This is a genomic window from Enterobacter cloacae complex sp. IR5403 (genome assembly GCF_049238705.1).
In the GTDB taxonomy this organism is placed as follows: domain Bacteria; phylum Pseudomonadota; class Gammaproteobacteria; order Enterobacterales; family Enterobacteriaceae; genus Enterobacter; species Enterobacter hormaechei_C.
The window spans coordinates 140,348-161,829 of record NZ_JBMKHP010000006.1; the positions used below are offsets into that span (position 1 = coordinate 140,348).

Below are 21,482 nucleotides of genomic sequence, written 5' to 3' on the forward strand. Positions count from 1 at the left end.
CGGTGCGTTGCCTGCCCGGCAGATAGCGTTACTTTTTCGATGAGACCGCGCTGCCTGCATCTTTGGTCAGACGCAGCGTGTCAACCATTCCCACCAGGCAGATTAGCGCGATCGCCACAAATGCCAGCCGGAAGCTCATTCCCGGCATACCGGCAATCCCCATCGCCTCACTGACTTTTTCCCCGATACGAATACCAATCGCCCCGAGCGTGATCCCAAGCCCCACGGCAAGCTGCGTTGCGGTTGAAAACAGGGTATTGGCATAGCTCATCTGCGCCGGGGGCACATCCGCAAAGGCCAGCGTACTGATGGCCGTAAACTGAATCGAACGGAAAACGCCGCCCAGATAGAGGATCAGCATGACGAGCCACGCGGGCGTCTGCGGCGTAAGAAACGCGCAGGCCAGCAACGCCAGGACATTCAACACACCGTTAATCAGCAACAGCCGCTTAAACCCCAGGCTGCGGATCAGCGGCGTCGTCGCCGGTTTAATGGTGAGATTGCCAACGAAAACCGCCAGCACCAGCAGGCCAGAATGGAACGCGTCCATGCCAAAGCCGACCTGGAACATCAGCGGTAGCAGGAACGGAACCGCGCTGATGGAAGCGCGAAACAGCGATCCGCCGTACAGGGTGACGCGAAACGTTGGCACCTGCATCGCATCGAGCCTGATCATCGGCCAGGTTGCCCGCTTAAAGTGACGCAGCGCCAGGCTTAACGCGACAATACCGACGATAAACAGCGTGGCGGTTAATCCTGTCCGCAGAGGCTCTGCGCCCATCAACTCCATCGCATAAACCAGGCTCACCATGGCAAGGGTGGTGACAACAAAACCCGGTAAATCGAACGGTCGGCGCGTATCTTCATGCAGGTCTGGAATGATGCGCAGCGCCAGCAAAATGGCGATTATCCCCAGCGGCACGTTAATAAAGAAGATCCAGCGCCAGTCGGCATAGCTGGTAATGAACCCACCCAGCGGCGGGCCGATGATCGGCGCGACCAGCGCAGGCCACGTCAGGGTGGCGATTGCCGTGATGAGCTGATGTTTTGGCGTGGTGCGCAGTACGGCCAGGCGACCCACGGGCACCATCAGCGCGCCACCCATGCCCTGGAGGACGCGCATCGCGACGAACTGATCGAGCGTGGTGGACAGGCCGCACAATACCGAGGCCAGCGTGAAGATCGCCAGCGCGAGGGCAAACACTTTTCGCGCGCCGAAGCGGTCGGCGATCCAGCCGCTGGCGGGGATCAGCACGGCCAGGGTGATCAGATAGGCGCTGATGCCGATATTCAGATCCACCGCCTGTACGCCGAAGCTTTTTGCCATATCCGGCAGCGCGGTGGCAATCACCGTCCCGTCCAGAAACTCCATAAAGAAAGCACCGGCCACCAGCAGCGCCGCAGGTGATAATCCACGGCTCTCTTTGCCGGATACGTTTTCACTCATTCTCTTCCTGCTCGCTCAAAAAATTTTATAAACATTTACTGGAATTTATAAGCCTGTAACGTGCGGATTTATCATGGCTTTTTTTAACAAACCAGCAGCACTGAGGGTTTAATAACCGTGACACAGGTCACAAAATGGTTGATTTTTGTGATGGTGGTCATATTATAAGCGTATTGACGATAACACCTGCATAACACGTTACTGGAGCAACATAATGAAACTGCGCAAAATCCTGAAAAGCATGTGGGCAAACTACTGCACAACGTTTAAAGACGTCCCACCGGGTGCGATGTTCTGATAAAAAAACCTGCTTCGGCAGGTTTTTTTATGTCTGCGGTCGACGAGAGGGAGATGGAAGGGCGTCTGTTTTGCTACTATGGCGGCCTTTGAATAAGGAGAACCCCATGTCACAAAACCTGAGCGCCGATCAGGAACTGGTATCTGACGTCGTCGCCTGCCAGCTGGTTATCAAACAAATCCTTGATGTGATTGACGTTATCGCGCCGGTTGAGGTACGCGAAAAGATGTCGACCCAACTGAAAAACATCGATTTCACCAACCATCCTGCTGCGGCGGACCCGGTTACGCTCCGCGCGATCCAGAAAGCGATTGCGCTGATTGAACTCCGCTTCACACCGCAGGGTGAGTCACACTAAAATAAACCGATGTTTTAAAATTAGAAACTCTTTTCTGCTTTTACGTCGAAGGGCGACAGAGCCTGTCGCCCGCAGAAGGATCAGAAGAACGTCTGCACCAGCAGATAGCTCACCACGCAGGCACAACTGACGCCAATCAGCCCCGGCAGAATAAAGCTGTGGTTGATGATGAATTTACCGATGCGGGTGGTGCCGGAGCGATCGAACCCGATACAAGCCAGATCGCTCGGATAGGTGGGCAGCACAAAGTAGCCGTAGGATGCCGGGAAGAAGGCCACCAGCATTTTCGGATCGATGCCCAGCATCAACCCCATCGGGGCGACCGCGGTCAAGGCCGCAGCCTGGCTGTTGACCAGTTTTGATACCAGGAACAGCACGATGGCATACGTCCAGGGATGACTCTTCACCACCCCCTCCAGCGCCATTTTCAGCTCGTCGAGATGCGCCTGAAAAAAAGTATCGCTCATCCATGCCACGCCAAACACCGAGAAAATCGCGACCATCCCCGCCTTAAACACCGCCCCGTTTGAAATGGCCGACGCATTCACCTTGCAGGTCATCAGCATGATGGCCCCGGCGATCAGCATCATCATTTGAATGACAAGGTTCATCGACAGGGCCGTCATTTTGCCTTTGATCTCAAACGCCGGACGCAGCTCGGGCAGCGCACCCAGCAGGACCACTACGGCAATCCCGGCGAAGAAGATCCACGTGGACCAGTAGGCCTGTTTCGGGAAGCGCTGATCCATCAACGTCTCCGTTCCTCCATAGATAAACTCCCGCTGTTTCGGATCTTTCAGCTTTTCCTGAAATTCAGGATCGTCTGCGAGGTTTTTCCCGCGGCGTAAGCTCCACAGTGCTGCAATGGCGACGCCAGACAGTGAGGCCGGTACGGAGACGGCCAGAATTTCGAGGATCCCCCACGCGTGGCCGATGCCGTGCTGCGCACCCAGAATCGAGACCAGCGAAACGACGGCCACGGAAACGGGGGAGGCGGTGATCGCCATCTGAGAGGCCACCGAGGCCACCGCCATCGGCCGTTCCGGGCGTATGCCTTTTTTCAGGGCGATATCCGCAATAATGGGAAACATGGTGTAGACGACGTGGCCGGTCCCGCACAGGAAGGTCAACATCCAGGTGGTAAACGGTGCGAGAAGGGTGATGTGCTGGGGATGTTTACGCAGCAGGCGCTCTGCAAACTGCATCATTACATTCAGGCCACCGGCGGTTTGTAGCGTGGCCGCACAGCCGATGACGGCGAGGATCGTGAGCATCACGTCAACCGGCGGTTTACCGGGTTGCAGACCAAAGACAAAACTTAAAATAAACAGGCCGATACCGCTTATCAGCCCCAGGCCCATCCCGCCGAAGCGGGTGCCTATCAGCAGGCAGAGGATAATGACAATAAACTCAATGGTGATCATGATGCTCCCTCGTCAATGAATGTAATTAAATAAATCATTACACGATGTGTGGTTATTCATTGGGAGCAAGATCTGATTTGTTAAATGTCAGCAAAAGCAGGGAGTTGGTACCCACTCCCTGACGGGCTGAGGGATCCCCAGTAATTTGAAAGCAAAAGCGATAACGTTGCCTCAGAATAACTGAAGGCTTTCAGCGATGCCTCGGTCCGGCTGTAAATCGCTGAGGCGTTTCCTGTAGGCCGGGGCGAGGCGCAGGGATGCGCCGAGAGGGCGGGCTTTACAGGGATGTTACCTCCGCCCGTCCCCGATAAGCCGGAAGGAATAAGCCGAAGGCACCGCGAAGCGGCGATTTTCCGCCGGAAGCCCGGGTCGCCAGGGTGGTGGCGACTGAGCCACCCTGGCACGTTCACCGGTCATGCCGTGACAGAGTAGCAAGGAACATAAAGTGAACGGAATGACCACCAGAGCCGTATGTTCCCCCTCACCCCAGCCCTCTCCCTCAAGGGAGAGGGGGCCGTCTGTGCAGGCATTATTTTGTGGGGAACTCTCAGCCCTGACGGGAGCGGGTGAAGGACTTAGTGGTGTTGCACGGTCGCAATGTCGAGAAGATGGCGGTCCGTCTGCTCCAGACAAATCCCCGCGCGTTTCGCATTGCGGATTTCATCTGCGAGCGTCTTCAGCAGCATGCCATCCTGCTGCTGCTCTCTGTCCATATCGCGTAAAAACTTGAGGGTAATGATGTCCTGTTGCGCCTTGGCTTCATCAGCCAGTTTGCTCAGCTTCGCACAGCGTTGCTCATACTCTTCGAGCGTTTTCTGGAACAGATCTTCCAGAGAAGTGTAATTATCTTCAATCGTTTCAAGCTCTTTGACGGTAGGGTTTGCCCCGACAGCTTTCAAAAAGTTAAAGACGCGCATCATGTGCGTGACGTTACTTTGCGCCTGAGTACGAAAGAAGGTGGCAGTGCCGTTGAGGCTTTTTCTGGAACACCACGCGCTCAAATGCAGATGCAGATTGGAAGCATAAAACTCCAGGTTCATCTGGGCATTCAGTTTTTGCATCATCGTTTGGGTAGTCATTCTCATATCCTTATTGACTGCGGGACTTGATGTCCGCTACTTAACCTGACCCGGCAGGTATTGACGATTGAAGGGCAGAAATAGATTTCTGCAAGGTAAAAAAACTCGAAAATTCACTTCCTGTGTTCGATTTAAATAAGCATACGCTTCTCTTCGACTTAAGAAAACTCTTAATTGGGCTGTGTTTACCATACATTACAAATTTAAATATAGCCCAGAATGGAAAGAGGGTTACGAGATTGTGTTTTATATAAACTGTTGATTTTTATGAACATAAAATTAATTTTGCTCATTTTTATCGTTTCAGGAAACGTTCTTTGGCGGGAAATTCTGTAAAAGTGTTAAATCAGAAATAATATCTGCAAATATATCCTGTTGTATCAAATTTGAGCTAAATCAATTTTCACTCAATATACGGTTCTGTGATCGCGACGCAAGATTGCTATCTGATAATCCGAGAAAATGAAACACTGTTTTACATCGTTTAATTCGTTGAGGTTTATGATGGCTAACGTTGCGGTGCTGCTGGCACCCGGTTTTGAAGAAGCAGAAGCGATTATCACGATTGATATTCTGCGGCGTTTACAGATTGAGGTGGAGACGCTGGCCTGCGCGGCGTCCCGTGCGGTAGTGAGTTACCACAATATCCCAATGGTGGCTGACAGTACGTTAACGGAGCGCATTAATACGCTGTATGACGCAGTCGTGTTGCCCGGTGGGCCGCAGGGGAGCGTCAATCTTGCGGCTAACCAGGAGGTGCTCCGCTTTGTTTCCGCCCATGACGAGCAGGGTAAACTTATCTGCCCGATCTGCTCTGCGGCCGTGCGGGTGCTGGGCGGTAACGGGCTACTGAAGGGGCGTCGCTACGTCTGTTCCGGCGATCTCTGGCAGAGCGTTGATGATGGAGTATATGTGGATGCGCCGGTCGTGGTGGATAATAACCTCATCAGCGGCAAGGGGCTGGGGCACGCTTTTGACTTTGCGCTGACGCTCTCTGCTCGTCTGTTGGGTGACGACGCCCCCGTGCGCGATCATGCTGAACACATCTATTACCGCTGGTAATTTTTCTGCCGGGCGCTAAGGCGTCCGGGTTACAGGGATTTCTTAGCTGACCTTATGGATAATCCTGCTTAACACCTTTCCATTTGTAGGACAATTACGTCCTTTTTTATGTCATTTTCCGCTGAATTTATGTACGCAATTACTGTAATTCTGCGGTGTGATGTTGCTCTCTTATGGATGATTAATTTCCCGCTAAAACTATCTCCAGCAATAACGCTTATGACGAGGTAAGCGCTAATGCCTTGTTTTAAGTCCGATTAAATAAGTCGTTCGCCATTATTCCCTACAGATAAGAATGCTAAAGCTGGAGTTTACCATGCACAAATTTACTAAAGCGCTGGCGGCCATCGGCCTGGCTGCCGTTATGTCACAATCCGCTATCGCTGAAAATTTAAAGCTCGGTTTTCTGGTTAAACAGCCGGAAGAGCCGTGGTTCCAGACCGAATGGAAATTTGCTGATAAAGCCGGGAAAGATTTGGGATTTGAGGTAATTAAAATCGCCGTACCTGACGGCGAGAAAACGCTGAACGCCATTGACAGCCTGGCGGCCAGCGGCGCGAAAGGTTTCGTTATCTGTACGCCGGATCCAAAACTGGGGTCCGCGATTGCCGCGAAAGCGCGCGGTTACGACATGAAAGTGATTGCGGTGGACGATCAGTTCGTGAATGCCAAAGGTAAACCGATGGATACCGTTCCGCTGGTAATGATGGCGGCCACTAAAATCGGTGAGCGTCAGGGCCAGGAGCTCTATAAAGAGATGCAAAAACGCGGCTGGGATGTCAAAGAGACCGCCGTGATGGCCATTACCGCTGACGAGCTGGACACCGCCCGTCGTCGTACCACCGGGTCCATGGACGCCCTGAAAGCGGCTGGCTTCCCGGAAAAACAGATCTACAAAGTCCCGACCAAATCCAACGATATTCCGGGCGCCTTTGATGCGGCGAACTCCATGCTCGTCCAGCATCCGGAAGTGAAGCACTGGCTGGTGGTGGGGATGAACGACAACACCGTACTGGGCGGCGTGCGTGCAACGGAAGGCCAGGGCTTTAAAGCACCGGACGTGATCGGGATCGGCATCAACGGCGTTGACGCAGTGAGCGAACTGTCAAAAGCGCAGGCGACCGGCTTCTACGGCTCTCTGCTGCCAAGCCCGGATGTCCACGGCTATAAATCCAGTGAAATGCTCTACAACTGGGTGACCAAAGGGGTTGAACCGCCGAAATTCACTGAAGTGACCGATGTGGTGCTGATCACCCGCGATAACTTCAAAGAGGAGCTGGCGAAAAAAGGACTGGGCGGTAAGTAATACGCTGTGATTGCGCCCCTTACTCACCGTGAGGGGCCAGACGTACACACTACAGGAATCACGGAGTCGTTATGCAACAGTCTGATCCGTATCTCTCTTTCCGCGGCATCGGTAAAACGTTCCCCGGTGTAAACGCGCTGACCGATATCAGCTTCGACTGCTATGCCGGCCAGGTTCACGCCCTGATGGGGGAGAACGGCGCGGGAAAATCCACGCTACTCAAAATTCTCAGCGGCAACTACACGCCCACCACCGGCACGCTGGCCATTCGCGGCGAAGAGGTGGCCTTTGCCGACACTACGGCAGCATTAAACGCGGGCGTCGCCATCATCTATCAGGAGCTGCATCTCATTCCTGAAATGACCGTGGCGGAGAACATCTATCTGGGCCAGCTTCCGCATAAAAGCGGCGTGGTCAACCGCTCGCTGCTCAACTATGAAGCGGGCTTGCAGCTCAAGCACCTTGGGCTGGATGTCGATCCGCAAACGCCCCTTAAGTATCTCTCCATCGGCCAGTGGCAGATGGTGGAAATTGCCAAAGCGCTGGCGCGTAACGCCAAAATCATCGCTTTCGATGAGCCAACCAGTTCGCTCTCGGCGCGTGAAATAGAAAATCTCTTTCGCGTGATCCGCGAGCTGCGCAAAGAGGGCCGCATCATTCTGTACGTTTCTCACCGTATGGAAGAGATTTTTGCCTTAAGCGATGCCATTACCGTGTTTAAAGATGGCCGCTACGTGCGCACCTTCACCGATATGCAGCAGGTCAATCATGACCAACTGGTGCAGGCGATGGTCGGACGCGATCTGGGGGACATTTACCACTGGAAACCGCGCGAGTATGGCCCGGAGCGTCTGCGTCTGGATAACGTCAAAGCCCCGGGCGTGCGCACGCCCATTTCACTCTCGGTGCGCAGCGGCGAAATCGTCGGGCTGTTTGGCCTTGTGGGGGCAGGGCGCAGCGAGCTGATGAAAGGGCTGTTTGGCGGGACGCGCATAACCCAGGGCCAGGTTTTCGTCGACGGGAAAAAGGTCGATATTCAGAAGCCTGCGCAGGCGATAAACGCGGGGATTATGCTCTGCCCGGAGGATCGAAAGGCCGAAGGCATTATTCCGGTGCACTCGGTGCGCGACAACATCAACATCTCTGCCCGGCGTAAGTTCATCCGCGCGGGATGTCTGATTAACGACGGCTGGGAGGCGAGCAACGCGGATCACCATATCCGTTCGCTGAACATTAAAACCCCCGGCGCTGAACAGCTGATCATGAACCTGTCCGGCGGCAATCAGCAAAAAGCCATACTGGGGCGCTGGCTGTCGGAAGATATGAAGGTCATTTTGCTGGATGAGCCAACGCGCGGTATCGACGTGGGGGCGAAACACGAAATCTATAACGTCATCTATGAACTGGCAAAACGCGGTGTGGCGGTCCTGTTCGCCTCCAGCGATCTGCCCGAGGTGCTGGGCGTCGCCGACCGCATTGTTGTGATGCGTGAAGGTGAAATTGCCGGTGAATTGCTGCATGAACAGGCGAATGAACAACAGGCGTTGAGTCTCGCCATGCCTAAAGTTAGCCAGGCTGTCGCCTGAGTAAGGAGTCAATGATGTCCTCTGTTACTACATCCGGAGCGCCGAAGTCGGCTTTTAGTTTTGGCCGCATCTGGGACCAGTACGGCATGCTGGTGGTCTTTGCTGCCCTGTTCGTCGCCTGCGCGATTTTTGTGCCGAACTTCGCCACGTTCATCAATATGAAGGGGCTGGGGCTGGCTATCTCCATGTCCGGCATGGTGGCCTGCGGAATGCTTTTCTGCCTGGCCTCCGGCGATTTTGACCTGTCGGTCGCCTCGGTGATTGCCTGTGCAGGCGTCACCACTGCCGTGGTGATCAACATGACCGAAAGCCTGTGGATCGGCGTGCTGGCCGGGCTGCTGCTCGGCGTGCTGAGTGGCCTGGTGAACGGGTTTGTCATTGCGCGCCTGAAGATTAACGCCCTGATTACGACGCTGGCGACCATGCAAATCGTGCGCGGTCTGGCCTATATCATCTCCGACGGTAAAGCGGTCGGGATTGAAGACGAGCGTTTCTTCACGCTGGGCTATGCCAACTGGCTGGGGCTGCCTGCGCCAATCTGGCTGACGGTAGGCTGTTTGATCCTGTTCGGTTTCCTGCTTAACCGCACCACCTTTGGCCGTAACACGCTGGCGATTGGCGGCAATGAAGAGGCGGCGCGTCTGGCGGGTGTTCCGGTCGTACGGACCAAGATCATTATCTTCGTGCTTTCCGGGCTGGTATCGGCGGCGGCGGGGATTATTCTGGCGTCGCGTATGACCAGCGGCCAGCCAATGACCTCTATCGGTTATGAGCTGATCGTCATCTCAGCCTGCGTTTTAGGGGGCGTTTCCCTCAAGGGCGGCATCGGAAAAATCTCATATGTGGTGGCGGGGATCCTGATTCTGGGGACCGTGGAGAACGCCATGAACCTGCTTAATATTTCTCCGTTCTCTCAGTACGTCGTACGCGGCCTGATCCTGCTGGCAGCGGTGATCTTCGACCGTTACAAGCAAAAAGCGAAGCGTACCGTCTGATTTATTTTTAGCCATCAATATGCTCAACTATTAACCATAGTTGACCCCCTGACCGGCCCGCCAGTTTTGCTGACGGGCCGGTTGCCAAATGGCGAGCACTGTCACACTGTCTATACTTACATGGCTGTTTTGTTCACTGTAAGGAGGATTAGGGTGGCTGACTTGTTAACCGCACCGCCTGTACTGCCCGGAAAATTTGCTTTCTTTTTTGACCTCGACGGGACGCTCGCCGGGATTGAACCGCATCCGGATGACGTTGTTGTGCCGGACACGGTGTTAGAGAATTTGCAGCAGCTCTCCCGACAGAACGAGGGGGCACTGGCATTGATTTCAGGGCGCTCAATGGCCGAGCTGGACGTGCTCGCCAGTCCTTATCACTTTCCGCTGGCCGGTGTGCACGGAGCGGAGCGCCGCGATATCCATGATCAACTGCATATAGTTTCACTCCCCGACACGCTGATTCAGGCGCTACATGCGCAACTCTCTTCGGCTCTGGAAATACTTCCCGGTACGGAACTGGAAGCCAAAGGCATGGCCTTTGCGCTGCACTACCGTCAGGCGCCCCATCATGAGGCGGCGATCTTTGCGGTGGCAAGAAGCGTGGCGGAAGCCCATCCGGAGCTGGCGTTACAGCCGGGTAAATGTGTGGTCGAGATTAAACCGGCAGGAATTAACAAAGGTGCTGCCATTGCAGCGTTTATGGCGGAAGCGCCGTTTAAAGGGCGTACGCCAGTCTTTTTTGGGGATGACCTGACCGACGAGGCCGGGTTCAGGGTGGTAAACCAGGCCCAGGGCATGTCTGTCAAGGTTGGATCTGGTGAAACCATTGCCGGATGGCGGCTGGAAAATGTCGCCAGCGTCTGGCAGTGGATATCTGACGTCGCTAACCAGCAACAACAACAAATAGCGCAAAACAACGGGAGAAATCATTATGGGTCGCTTAGTCGTCGTCTCTAATCGCATCGCACCGCCGGATGATAAAAAAGCCAGTGCCGGTGGCCTGGCGGTCGGGGTATTAGGTGCCCTCAAAGCCGCGGGTGGTCTCTGGTTTGGCTGGAGCGGGGAAATCAGTAATGATGAGAAACCGCTAAAAAAGGTGTCACGGGGCAATATCACGTGGGCCTCCTTCGCCCTTAGCGAGAAGGACTACGATGAATATTATTCCGAGTTCTCAAACGCCGTGCTGTGGCCAGCGTTTCACTATCGTCTGGATCTGGTGAAATTCCAGCGTGAATCCTATGAAGGCTACATGCGCGTTAACGCGCTGCTGGCAGATAAACTGCTGCCGCTAATCGAAGAAGACGATATTTTATGGATCCACGATTACCATCTGCTGCCCTTCGCCAGGGAGCTGCGTAAACGGGGTGTGAAGAACCGGATCGGCTTCTTCCTGCATATTCCGTTCCCGACCCCTGAGATCTTTACGGCGCTGCCGCAGCATGAAGAGATCCTGGAGGCGCTGTCTGATTACGACCTGCTCGGTTTCCAGACGGAAAATGACAGGCTGGCCTTCCTCGACAGCGTGTCGGGTAAAACCCGGCTGGTCACTCACGGCGGCAAATCTCACACCGCGTGGGGACGAAATTTCCATACCGAAGTCTACCCGATTGGTATTGAGCCAGACGAAATCGCCGAGCAGGCCTCCGGTCCGCTGCCGCCGAAGCTTGCCCAGCTCAAGGACGAACTTAAGCACGTTAAGAATATCTTTTCGGTTGAACGACTGGATTATTCCAAAGGGTTGCCGGAGCGATTCCTCGCCTATGAAACCCTGCTGGATAAATTCCCGCAGCATCACGGCAAGATCCGCTACACCCAGATAGCGCCGACCTCGCGCGGTGAGGTTCAGGCCTACCAGGATATTCGTCACCAGCTGGAGACCGAAGCAGGGCGCATTAACGGGCGCTATGGTCAGCTCGGCTGGACACCACTTTTCTATCTGAATCAGCACTTTGAGCGCAAAATTCTGATGAAAGTGTTCCGCTATGCCGACGTCGGGCTGGTCACGCCGCTGCGCGACGGGATGAATCTGGTGGCAAAAGAGTATGTAGCAGCACAAGATCCTGCTGACCCGGGCGTGCTGGTGTTGTCCCAATTTGCCGGTGCGGCAAATGAGTTAACCTCAGCGCTGATTGTGAACCCTTACGATCGCGATGACGTGGCAAATGCCCTGAACCGCGCGTTAACCATGCCGCTTGCGGAACGTATTTCACGTCATTCAGAAATGATGGAGACCATCGTTAAGAATGATATCAACCGCTGGCAGGCGCGTTTTATTGACGATTTGCGCGCGATCCAGCCGCAAACTCAGGAAGGTGATCTGCAAAAAAAGATCGCGACCTTCCCTAAACTCGCCTGATTTTCTCCGGGGGCATTAATTGCCCCCGAGAGGCACCAGCAGGACATCCACCTGGCTTGACGAAACGATGGATTTTGCCGAGCATGCCGCCCGGGAAAAAAAGCTCTGGTTATGATTTCCGCAAATGACCAGGTCAACATTCTGTTTCTGACAAATGTCGAGAATATGTCCACTTAACTCGCCGGTGGCAATCACCGTCTGGTGGACAGGATATTTTGCCCGCTCAACCAGCTCGCGCAGAAATTGCTGCGTTTCCTCCTGAAGAACCTCACGAATATCTTCCAGCATTGGCGCTGCCAGTTGATTATACATTTCGGGTTCAGCAGCCAGGGTGATCAGACTTATGCGGGCATTATTCGGGCGGGCAATGGAAACGGCACGGGCGACGAGTTGATGACTTTCGGGGGAAACCGCAACAGAAACAATAAGATGGGAGTAACTCATCACACACTCCTTTTATGTCAGAATGACACGTTTCTCAAGCTTTACCGCGAATCTGCCGCTTCTGCAAGAGGTACATGCGACAATAGTGTGAACCTTATCATAATTATTCATTAATTATTCTTATAAGAAGAATAACGAAATGGGGGCGCTAAATGAAAGTAATTAACAACTTAACGTAAATCACACATTTAGCCTTCCGTGCTGTTAAATCGCGTTAACCGATCGTCAACGCCAGCGTGATGCTGACCCCTGCAAACTTGTTTCTCGAATCGAAAACTTAACCTGCTGTTTTTACTTAATTAACTCCGGCTGTTCCCTGACGTTCGCGCCCGTTCAGACGCGGAAAGGCTATGCTTCTTCGACGTAGCAATTTTCATACCCGATCCCCTGATCCCTCTGCATGAGTATTCGTTCCATAAGAATATAACCAAGCTTCGGTTGCTCAATAAATAGCCAAATTACAAGTCACGCTGATGGATTTATGGGTTACATTCGCGTAAATTATGTGACGAAGATCACATTTTTTTTAAATTCCAGGGGGGGCTGCATTGTATGTGTCAAAACTGACGAGTAGAGTTTGCGTCGAATTAGGAAAAATCTTAGTTATTTGTAAGAAAAGATAAAATGTGTAACCGACATTTTGGCCATGTTAACCGGTCACGCGCTTTACGACGTACAAACCTAAATTCAACTATGCATTTGGCCTTTTCTTTTTATACCGGGTGATTTCCCGGCGACATCACGGGGTGCGGTCTTTCCGCATAAAAATAATAGTTGGTTATTCGGGATGGGAAAAATGCATACATCCGAGTTGCTAAAACATATTTATGACATCAATTTGTCGTATTTATTGCTCGCGCAGCGTTTGATTAGTCAGGACAAACCGTCAGCGATGTTTCGTCTGGGTGTTAACGAAGAGATGGCAACCATGCTGGGTGGATTAACCCTCCCGCAAATGGTCAAGCTGGCTGAAACCAATCAACTTGTTTGCCAGTTCCGTTTTGATAACCCGCAGACCATTACGCGTCTGACTCAGGAATCCCGCGTGGACGATCTGCAACAGATCCACACCGGTATTCTTCTCTCCACCCGCCTGCTCAACGAAATCAGCCAGCCTGATGACGTAGCCCGGAAGAAAAGGGCTTAACAATGAGCGAAAAAAGCATTGTTCAGGAAGCCCGTGATATCCAGCTGGCGATGGAACTCATCACGCTCGGCGCGCGTTTACAAATGCTGGAAAGCGAGACGCAGCTGAGCCGTGGTCGTCTGATCAAGCTGTACAAAGAATTGCGTGGCAGCCCGCCGCCAAAAGTCATGCTGCCGTTTTCGACTGACTGGTTCATGACCTGGGAGCAGAACATCCATGCTTCCATGTTCTGTAACGCCTGGCAGTACCTGCTTAAAACGGGCTTATGCAGCGGCGTTGATGCCGTGATCAAAGCCTACAAACTTTACCTTGAGCAATGCCCGCAGCAGGAAGAGGGACCCCTGCTGGCGCTGACCCGCGCCTGGACGCTGGTGCGTTTTGTTGAAAGCGGAATGCTTGAATTGTCCCGCTGCAACTGCTGTGACGGCAATTTTATTACCCACGCGCACCAGCCTGCGGGCAGCTTCGCCTGTAGTTTGTGCCAGCCTCCATCCCGAGCCGTAAAAAGACGTAAACTTTCCCGGGATGCTGCCGATATTATTCCACAACTGCTGGATGAACAGATCGAACACGCTGTTTAACCCGAACCTGTGGGCAAGATTCCAGCAGCGGTAAGCGATTACCGCTGCTTTTTTTTACCCTGCGTTCAGGTCTCGCGCTCGAAATGAACGTCCTGCCATAGTCACTAGCGGAAGGATGATGTCGTGCTTATCTTATTAGGTTACCTGGTAGTTCTCGGTACAGTTTTCGGCGGTTACATGATGACCGGCGGGCACCTTGGAGCACTCTATCAACCGGCTGAACTTGTCATCATCGGCGGTGCAGGGGTAGGGGCTTTTATCGTTGGTAACAACGGTAAATCGATCAAGGGCACGCTGAAGGCGATTCCGCTGCTGTTTCGTCGCTCGAAATACACCAAAAGCATGTATATGGATCTGCTGGCGTTGCTCTATCGCCTGATGGCGAAGTCACGTCAGCAGGGGATGTTCTCGCTGGAGCGGGACATCGAAAACCCGAAAGAGAGCGAAATTTTCGCCAGCTACCCGCGTATTCTGGCCGACGCGATGATGCTCGATTTTATCGTCGATTACCTGCGCCTGATCATCAGCGGCAACATGAACACCTTCGAAATTGAAGCCCTGATGGACGAAGAGATCGAAACCCACGAGAGCGAATCCGAAGTCCCGGCCAACAGCCTGGCGCTGGTGGGCGACTCGCTTCCGGCGTTCGGCATCGTGGCGGCGGTCATGGGCGTGGTGCATGCCCTGGCCTCGGCGGATCGCCCGGCGGCTGAGCTGGGGGCGCTGATTGCCCACGCGATGGTGGGGACGTTCCTCGGTATTTTACTGGCCTACGGCTTTATCTCCCCGCTGGCGAGCGTGCTGCGCCAGAAGAGCGCCGAAACCACCAAAATGATGCAGTGTGTGAAGATTACGCTGCTCTCTAACCTCAACGGTTATGCCCCGCCGATCGCCGTCGAATTTGGTCGTAAGACGCTCTACTCCAGCGAACGTCCGTCGTTTATCGAACTGGAAGAGCACGTGCGCGCGGTGAAAAACCCCAACCAACAGACGACAACTGAGGACGCATGAAAAACCAGTCCCATCCGATCGTCATCGTAAAAAAGCGCAAGCATAAGGGGCACGGTCACGGTTCTCATGGCTCCTGGAAGATCGCATACGCCGACTTTATGACCGCCATGATGGCCTTCTTTCTGGTGATGTGGCTGATCTCCATCTCCAGCCCGAAGGAGCTAATCCAGATTGCGGAATATTTCAGGACGCCGCTGGCGACGGCGGTCACCGGCGGGCCGCGCATTTCGAACAGCGACAGCCCGATCCCCGGCGGCGGTGACGATTACACCCAGCAGCAGGGCGAAGTGAAAAAACAGCCGAACATCGACGAGCTGAAAAAACGGATGGAGCAGGCGCGCCTGAAAAAACTGCGCGGTGACCTGGATCAGCTGATTGAAGCGGACCCTAAGCTGCGCGCGCTGCGTCCGCATCTGAAAATTGACCTGGTGCAGGAAGGGCTGCGTATTCAGATCATCGACAGCCAGAACAGGCCGATGTTCAAAACCGGCAGCGCCGACGTGGAGCCTTACATGCGCGATATTCTGCGTGCGATTGCACCGGTGCTGAACGGTATTCCTAACCGCATTAGCCTGTCCGGACACACGGATGATTTTCCGTACGCCACGGGAGAGAAGGGATACAGCAACTGGGAGCTTTCTGCCGATCGCGCCAACGCCTCGCGTCGCGAGCTGGTGGCGGGTGGGCTTGATGATGGCAAGGTCCTGCGCGTGGTCGGCATGGCTGCAACCATGCGCCTGACCGACCGCGGACCGGATGACGCCATCAACCGTCGTATCAGTCTTTTAGTGCTGAACCAGCAGGCGGAGCAGGCTATCCTGCATGAAAACGCCGAAAGTCAGAATGAGTCACTGGACGATTTAAAACAGCCTGGGGCCGTCCCTTCGGCTGCCGTTCCAACATCGCCACCAGCCAATCCGAGGTGATAGCGTGAGCATGGATATTACCGATTTTTACCAGACATTTTTTGATGAAGCCGACGAATTGTTGGCCGATATGGAGCAACATTTGCTGGATCTGGTGCCCGAGGCACCGGACTCAGAACAGCTCAATGCCATCTTCCGTGCGGCGCATTCCATTAAAGGCGGAGCCGGAACGTTTGGATTTACCATTTTGCAGGAAACCACCCATTTAATGGAAAACCTGCTGGATGAAGCACGACGCGGTGAGATGCAGCTCAATACCGACATTATCAACCTGTTTTTGGAAACGAAAGATATTATGCAGGAACAGCTCGACGCCTATAAAAGTTCGGCAGAGCCTGATGCCGCCAGCTTTGAATACATCTGCAACGCGCTGCGTCAGTTAGCGCTGGAAGCCAAAGGTGAGGCGTCTGCGCCCGCTGTCCCTGCGGCAAAACTGAGCGTTGTTGACGCCGTGGCCGAACCCGATACGGCGCCTGACGCGCCCGCAGGAAAACTGCGCGTGGTGCTGTCACGTCTGAAAGAGAATGAGGTCAACCTGCTGGAAGAGGAGTTGGGGAACCTGGCGACGCTCAGCAATGTGGTGAAGGGCAAAGACAGCCTGGCCGCGACGCTCGACGGCGGGATCGGCCAGGATGACATCGTGGCGGTGCTCTGCTTCGTGATTGAAGCGGATCAGATTGCGTTTGAAACCGAGGCGGCGGCCGTTGAAGCGCCAGCTCCGGCAGAGAATACCCCTGCGGTAGTTGCCGCTGCCCCGGCCCTGAAAGCCGTGCCAAAAGAGACGGCTGCCCCGTCCCGTGGTGAAAAACCGGCGGCGCGTTCCAGCGAGTCCACGAGCATTCGCGTGGCGGTGGAGAAAGTGGATCAGCTGATCAACCTGGTGGGTGAACTGGTGATCACCCAGTCGATGCTGGCCCAGCGCTCCAACGAGCTGGACCCGGTGACCCATGGCGATCTCATCACCAGCATGGGCCAGTTACAACGTAACGCCCGCGATTTGCAGGAATCGGTGATGTCCATCCGCATGATGCCGATGGAATATGTCTTCAGCCGCTTCCCGCGCCTGGTGCGCGACCTGGCCGGCAAGCTCAATAAACAGATCGAACTCACGCTGATGGGCAGCTCCACCGAGCTGGACAAGAGCCTGATTGAACGCATTATCGACCCGTTAACGCACCTGGTGCGTAACAGCCTCGACCACGGCATCGAGCTGCCGGAAAACCGCGTGGCAGCCGGAAAATCGCCCGTGGGCAACCTGATCCTGTCAGCGGAACATCAGGGCGGCAACATCTGCATCGAAGTGACCGATGACGGCGCGGGCCTGAACCGCGAACGCATTCTGGCGAAGGCGATCTCGCAGGGAATGGCGGTCAACGAAAACATGACCGACGAAGAAGTGGGCATGCTGATTTTTGCCCCGGGCTTCTCAACCGCAGAGCAGGTCACCGACGTTTCCGGCCGCGGCGTGGGCATGGACGTGGTGAAACGTAACATTCAGGAGATGGGCGGTCACGTTGAGATCCAGTCTAAGCAGGGCGCGGGCACCACGATTCGTATCCTGCTGCCGCTGACGCTGGCCATTCTTGACGGCATGTCCGTTAAAGTGGCGGACGAAGTCTTTATTCTGCCGCTGAACGCGGTGATGGAGTCCCTCCAGCCGCGCGAAGAAGATCTGCATCCGCTGGCGGGCGGCGAGCGCGTGCTCGAAGTGCGCGGCGAGTACCTGCCGCTGGTGGAACTGTGGAAAGTGTTCGAAGTGGACGGGGCAAAAACCGAGGCCACGCAGGGTATCGTTGTGATCCTGCAAAGCGCCGGACGCCGCTATGCGCTGCTGGTCGATCAGCTGATTGGTCAGCATCAGGTGGTGGTTAAGAACCTGGAAAGTAACTACCGCAAAGTGCCGGGGATCTCTGCTGCCACCATCCTGGGTGATGGTAGCGTCGCGCTGATCGTCGATGTATCGGCACTTCAGGGATTAAATCGTGAACAACGTGTGGCGAACACAGCCGCCTGATTAAGTAAAAGGTAATAACATGACCGGTATGAGTAACGTAACGAAACTGGCGGGCGAGCCATCTGGACAGGAATTCCTGGTTTTCACTTTAGGTGATGAAGAGTACGGTATCGACATCCTGAAAGTGCAGGAAATTCGCGGTTACGACCAGGTAACGCGCATTGCGAACACGCCAGCGTTTATCAAGGGTGTGACCAACCTGCGCGGTGTGATTGTGCCTATCGTGGATCTGCGCGTGAAGTTCAGCCAGGGCGATGTGGAGTACAACGATAATACGGTGGTGATCGTCCTGAATCTGGGGCAGCGCGTGGTGGGGATCGTGGTGGACGGTGTGTCTGATGTACTGTCGCTGACCGCCGATCAAATTCGTCCTGCGCCGGAGTTTGCGGTCACGCTGTCGACGGAATACCTGACGGGGCTGGGTGCGCTTGGCGAGCGTATGCTGATTCTGGTGAATATTGAGAAGCTGCTGAACAGCGAAGAGATGGCGCTGCTGGATATTGCGGCGAACCATGTAGCATAAAACAAAGCCGGGTGGCGCTGACGCTTACCCGGCCTACGTGTTCGAGCCATTCGTAGGCCGGGTAAGGCGAAGCCGCCACCCGGCTCTTTTGTTTCCTTACGCCTCCTGCTCCACCAGCGCTGCTTCCGCTTCCCGCGCCCCTTCATTCTGCGACAGCATCGCCGTCGCAATCCCGTTCCCCAGCACGTTAATGGCGGACCGTCCCATATCCAGGAAATGGTCAATCCCCATCAGCAGCAGGATCCCGGCCACCGGAATGTTAAAGCTCGGAATGGTCGCCGCCAGCACCACCAGCGACGAGCGCGGTACGCCCGCAATGCCCTTCGAGGCCAGCATCAGCGTTAACATCAGCACCGTCACCTCGGTGAAACTCAGGTGAATGTTGTACGCCTGAGCAATAAACATCGAGGCGAACGAGCAGTACACCATAGAGCCGACCAGGTTAAACGAGTAGCCGATCGGCAGGACGAAAGAGGCGATATTACGTGAACAGCCGAAGCGCGCTAACTGCTCCAGCGTTTTCGGGTATGCCGCTTCTGAGCTGCTGGTGGTAAACGCGACCAGCACCGGATCTTTCAGCATCGCCACCAGACGGAAAATCTCTTTTTTCAGCACCATGTAACCTACCGCCAGCAATACCAGACAGGTCAGAAGGATCGCCACATAGTAACCGCCAATAAACGAGGCATAGTTCAGCAAAATGCCCAGACCCTGAGTGGCAATCACGGACGAAATCGCGGCAAAAATGGCCAGCGGCGCAACGTACATCACGTAGCCCGTCACTTTCAGCATAATGTGGGAGACCACATCCAGCGCCGCCACCAGCGGGGCGTTGAATTTTTGACCTAATGACGCGCCGCCAATGCCGAAGAACATCGAGAAGACCACAATTTGCAGGATCTCATTGTTCGCCATCGCGCCGGCAATGCTGGTTGGAATGGTGTGTGACAGGAAGGCTTTCAGCGACATCCCGCTAACGGCCAGGCCGGTATCAACTGTCTCTGTCGGAATGCTCAGGTTCAGACCGCTGCCGGGTTGTTCAAGGGTGACAATAAACAGCCCTACCAGAATGGAAAGCACGGATGAGCTGATAAACCACACCATCGCTTTACCCCCGACGCGCCCAATCGTCGACGTTTCACCCAGCTTCATAATGCCCACCGTCAGGGTGCTGAATACCAGCGGGGCAATCACCATCTTAATCAGCCGCAGGAAAATATCGGTCAGCAGCGTAATGTTCTCCGACCAGGCCTGTATCGCGTCGGACGAAGCATACTCATGGATCGCCGCACCTGAAAGAATACCCGCCAGCATGAAAATCACGATGAAGAGCGTGAGTTTGTTTGCACTTGCCACAAAAAGATCCTCTATGCGCTAAAAGAGTTTCCTGCGTCGATGCATACAAAATTTTTATTTAAGCGCAGGAAAATATTCGAGGCATAAATTGAAGTAAAGCTGCGTGAGTTACAACTTGTTTTTAATTTTTATGAAATTCGTTGTTTTTATCATGACGATATATTGTGATTCAGATCACATTACAGGCGATATATCCTCAGCCTAAGCAAGAATAATGCCCGTTTTATTTTGCTAACTCTTTGTAATGTTTGTTAATAGTCTGTTAATTCAAGGGCGGGTGTCTCCTCTCCGTTGAAAGTGGTTGAAGCGTGAACCATAAACTAAATTCTCAGTAACCGCGCCGGGGAATGTTTAAGCGGGGCTAACATATTGAACAGTATGAATAAAATAGGGCAAGCGAACCATTATTTCTTCTGGAGGGTGGTAAATGAAAAGAAAACTTCTTTTTATCTGCGCGGGTACACTGCTGTCGGCGGCGACTGTCGGTCAGGCGCTGGCAGTCACCAGTAGCGGTACTATCGGGGCGACGCTGACGCTTACGAACGGTTGTTTGATCAACGGCTCTCCAACGCAAAACGGCATTAACTTCGGGACTCTCGATTTTGGGACCCATCCTGCGACATTCTCCACCCTGACAACCCAGTTAACCGGAGCCAGCGGCGGAAACACCTTTACCATTCAATGTACCACTGCCAGTTACACGGTGGCGATCACCGGCAACACCAACGCGACCGCACCCGGAACCGTTGTCGGCACCCCAGGCACACCCGCCCGCTATCTGGTGAACACCGCCAATGCGGCACAGGGCGTGGCATACAGCCTCTATAGCGACAGCGGGTACAACAACGTGATCGCTAACAACGCCGCGTTGCCCGTAGCTTCCACAGCGGGCGGGGTGAACAGCTATACCCTCTACGGGCGCATAACGGGCGGCGGCAATAGCGTAACGGTTGTACCGGGAACCTATACCGACACGATTAACGTCAGCGTCACCTACTGATTCAGCCATGAAGGCATTGTGTTTATGTCTGCGCGAAAGCGCAGAGGGCGTCGTGCACCCTTTTTTGGCCCTGATCGTCGCGCTGATGATGATCTGCGACGCCGGGGCGGTGACCTCCCAGTCCTTCAGGGTGAGCGCGACGGTAGTACCAGGGTGCTCGGTGAGTACCGGCACGGGCGGGCGCTTTGGGACGCTGGATTTTGGAACCCGCAATGGCGTGGACAACACGCCGGTCAGCACCAGCTTTGTCGCCGACGGCGCGTTGTCCATCGCCTGCACGCCGGGCGTGGCGCTGAGCATGAGCATTGACGGCGGCCAGAATTACAGCTCCGTGCGACGGATGACGCGTTCAGGCGGGACCGAAGTTGTTGGTTACCGGCTCTACAGCAGCAGCTCTCTGGCGGCGAACAGCGAAATTGGGGTTAACCAGGCCATACCGATTACCTATACCAACAGCAATAACATCGCGCTGCCTCTTTTTGGCGTCGCGCTCCTGACGGGGTTTAGCCTGCCGGGAACATATTCAGATCAACTCACCGTGACCTTGTCATGGTAGGAAAGGGAGAACA

21 protein-coding genes are annotated in these 21,482 nt (G+C 54.4%); 16 read left to right on the forward strand and 5 right to left on the reverse strand.

Annotated features, from left to right (window positions below; all coding sequences use genetic code 11):
* Nucleotides 1-28: 28 nt before the first annotated feature.
* The gene (locus ACOTW6_RS11040; RefSeq protein WP_062933831.1) at nt 29-1,447 is read right to left on the reverse strand and encodes an MFS transporter; all 1,419 of its coding nucleotides are present in this window, start codon (nt 1,445-1,447) and stop codon (nt 29-31) included.
* 214 nt (nt 1,448-1,661) lie between these two features.
* Here ACOTW6_RS11040 and azuC point away from each other — a divergent pair, with 214 nt between their 5' ends.
* Both azuC and ACOTW6_RS11050 read left to right on the forward strand, forming a co-directional pair.
* Nucleotides 1,662-1,745, forward strand: a complete 84-nt coding sequence (gene azuC, locus ACOTW6_RS11045) for a stress response protein AzuC (protein WP_003859682.1) — start codon at nt 1,662-1,664, stop codon at nt 1,743-1,745.
* 106 nt (nt 1,746-1,851) lie between these two features.
* Nucleotides 1,852-2,103, forward strand: a complete 252-nt coding sequence (locus ACOTW6_RS11050) for a DUF2766 family protein (RefSeq protein ID WP_003859683.1) — start codon at nt 1,852-1,854, stop codon at nt 2,101-2,103.
* Between the two features lie 80 nt (nt 2,104-2,183).
* On the opposite strand, the gene ACOTW6_RS11055 is transcribed toward ACOTW6_RS11050, so the two are convergent.
* Both ACOTW6_RS11055 and ACOTW6_RS11060 read right to left on the reverse strand, forming a co-directional pair.
* Complete coding sequence (locus ACOTW6_RS11055; RefSeq protein WP_032654011.1) at nt 2,184-3,527, reverse strand: anaerobic C4-dicarboxylate transporter; 1,344 nt, start codon at nt 3,525-3,527, stop codon at nt 2,184-2,186.
* Between the two features lie 575 nt (nt 3,528-4,102).
* Complete coding sequence (locus ACOTW6_RS11060) at nt 4,103-4,606, reverse strand: non-heme ferritin-like protein (RefSeq protein ID WP_032654009.1); 504 nt, start codon at nt 4,604-4,606, stop codon at nt 4,103-4,105.
* A gap of 504 nt (nt 4,607-5,110) precedes the next feature.
* On the opposite strand from ACOTW6_RS11060, the gene ACOTW6_RS11065 reads away from it, so the two are divergent.
* From ACOTW6_RS11065 to otsA, 6 genes are all read left to right on the forward strand, one after another.
* The gene (locus ACOTW6_RS11065) at nt 5,111-5,668 is read left to right on the forward strand and encodes a DJ-1/PfpI family protein (RefSeq protein ID WP_062933520.1); all 558 of its coding nucleotides are present in this window, start codon (nt 5,111-5,113) and stop codon (nt 5,666-5,668) included.
* Nucleotides 5,669-5,984: 316 nt separating this feature from the next.
* Nucleotides 5,985-6,974, forward strand: coding sequence for an arabinose ABC transporter substrate-binding protein AraF (gene araF / locus ACOTW6_RS11070; RefSeq protein ID WP_017384422.1), 990 nt, complete (start codon nt 5,985-5,987; stop codon nt 6,972-6,974).
* A 71-nt stretch (nt 6,975-7,045) separates the two neighbouring features.
* Complete coding sequence (gene araG, locus ACOTW6_RS11075) at nt 7,046-8,560, forward strand: L-arabinose ABC transporter ATP-binding protein AraG (RefSeq protein WP_003859688.1); 1,515 nt, start codon at nt 7,046-7,048, stop codon at nt 8,558-8,560.
* Between the two features lie 14 nt (nt 8,561-8,574).
* Nucleotides 8,575-9,555, forward strand: a complete 981-nt coding sequence (gene araH, locus ACOTW6_RS11080; RefSeq protein ID WP_003859689.1) for an arabinose ABC transporter permease AraH — start codon at nt 8,575-8,577, stop codon at nt 9,553-9,555.
* A gap of 153 nt (nt 9,556-9,708) precedes the next feature.
* Nucleotides 9,709-10,512, forward strand: a complete 804-nt coding sequence (gene otsB, locus ACOTW6_RS11085) for a trehalose-phosphatase (protein ID WP_213789247.1) — start codon at nt 9,709-9,711, stop codon at nt 10,510-10,512.
* Nucleotides 10,487-11,911: an alpha,alpha-trehalose-phosphate synthase gene (gene otsA / locus ACOTW6_RS11090; protein ID WP_047057163.1), complete on the forward strand. Its 1,425-nt coding sequence runs from the start codon at nt 10,487-10,489 to the stop codon at nt 11,909-11,911. The genes otsB and otsA overlap by 26 nt, the downstream gene beginning before the upstream one ends.
* A gap of 15 nt (nt 11,912-11,926) precedes the next feature.
* Here otsA and uspC read toward each other — a convergent pair whose 3' ends face one another.
* Complete coding sequence (uspC, locus tag ACOTW6_RS11095) at nt 11,927-12,355, reverse strand: universal stress protein UspC (protein WP_213789248.1); 429 nt, start codon at nt 12,353-12,355, stop codon at nt 11,927-11,929.
* Nucleotides 12,356-13,151: 796 nt separating this feature from the next.
* Here uspC and flhD point away from each other — a divergent pair.
* The 6 genes from flhD to cheW all read left to right on the forward strand — a co-directional run bounded on the left by flhD (nt 13,152) and on the right by cheW (nt 18,557).
* A complete protein-coding gene (gene flhD, locus ACOTW6_RS11100) occupies nt 13,152-13,502 on the forward strand; it encodes a flagellar transcriptional regulator FlhD (RefSeq protein WP_003859693.1) in 351 nt (116 codons plus the stop codon).
* Between the two features lie 2 nt (nt 13,503-13,504).
* Nucleotides 13,505-14,083, forward strand: coding sequence for a flagellar transcriptional regulator FlhC (flhC, locus tag ACOTW6_RS11105; RefSeq protein WP_219240901.1), 579 nt, complete (start codon nt 13,505-13,507; stop codon nt 14,081-14,083).
* Nucleotides 14,084-14,206: 123 nt separating this feature from the next.
* Nucleotides 14,207-15,094, forward strand: coding sequence for a flagellar motor stator protein MotA (gene motA / locus ACOTW6_RS11110; protein ID WP_003859696.1), 888 nt, complete (start codon nt 14,207-14,209; stop codon nt 15,092-15,094).
* Entirely contained in the window at nt 15,091-16,020 is a 930-nt protein-coding gene (gene motB / locus ACOTW6_RS11115; RefSeq protein WP_003859697.1) for a flagellar motor protein MotB, read from the forward strand. Before motA ends, motB begins: the two co-directional genes overlap by 4 nt.
* 4 nt (nt 16,021-16,024) lie before the next feature.
* Entirely contained in the window at nt 16,025-18,034 is a 2,010-nt protein-coding gene (gene cheA / locus ACOTW6_RS11120; RefSeq protein WP_213789250.1) for a chemotaxis protein CheA, read from the forward strand.
* Nucleotides 18,035-18,053: 19 nt separating this feature from the next.
* Entirely contained in the window at nt 18,054-18,557 is a 504-nt protein-coding gene (cheW, locus tag ACOTW6_RS11125; RefSeq protein ID WP_003859699.1) for a chemotaxis protein CheW, read from the forward strand.
* A gap of 96 nt (nt 18,558-18,653) precedes the next feature.
* On the opposite strand, the gene ACOTW6_RS11130 is transcribed toward cheW, so the two are convergent.
* On the reverse strand, nt 18,654-19,913 hold the full coding sequence (locus tag ACOTW6_RS11130) for a dicarboxylate/amino acid:cation symporter (RefSeq protein ID WP_047051634.1): 1,260 nt from the start codon (nt 19,911-19,913) through the stop codon (nt 18,654-18,656).
* A 427-nt stretch (nt 19,914-20,340) separates the two neighbouring features.
* Here ACOTW6_RS11130 and ACOTW6_RS11135 point away from each other — a divergent pair, with 427 nt between their 5' ends.
* Nucleotides 20,341-20,913 carry a Csu type fimbrial protein gene (locus tag ACOTW6_RS11135; RefSeq protein ID WP_023303908.1) on the forward strand — a complete coding sequence of 191 codons (573 nt, stop codon included), beginning with the start codon at nt 20,341-20,343 and terminating at the stop codon, nt 20,911-20,913.
* 7 nt (nt 20,914-20,920) lie between these two features.
* Nucleotides 20,921-21,469, forward strand: a complete 549-nt coding sequence (locus ACOTW6_RS11140; protein WP_015570265.1) for a Csu type fimbrial protein — start codon at nt 20,921-20,923, stop codon at nt 21,467-21,469.
* The last annotated feature ends 13 nt before the right edge of the window (nt 21,470-21,482 follow it).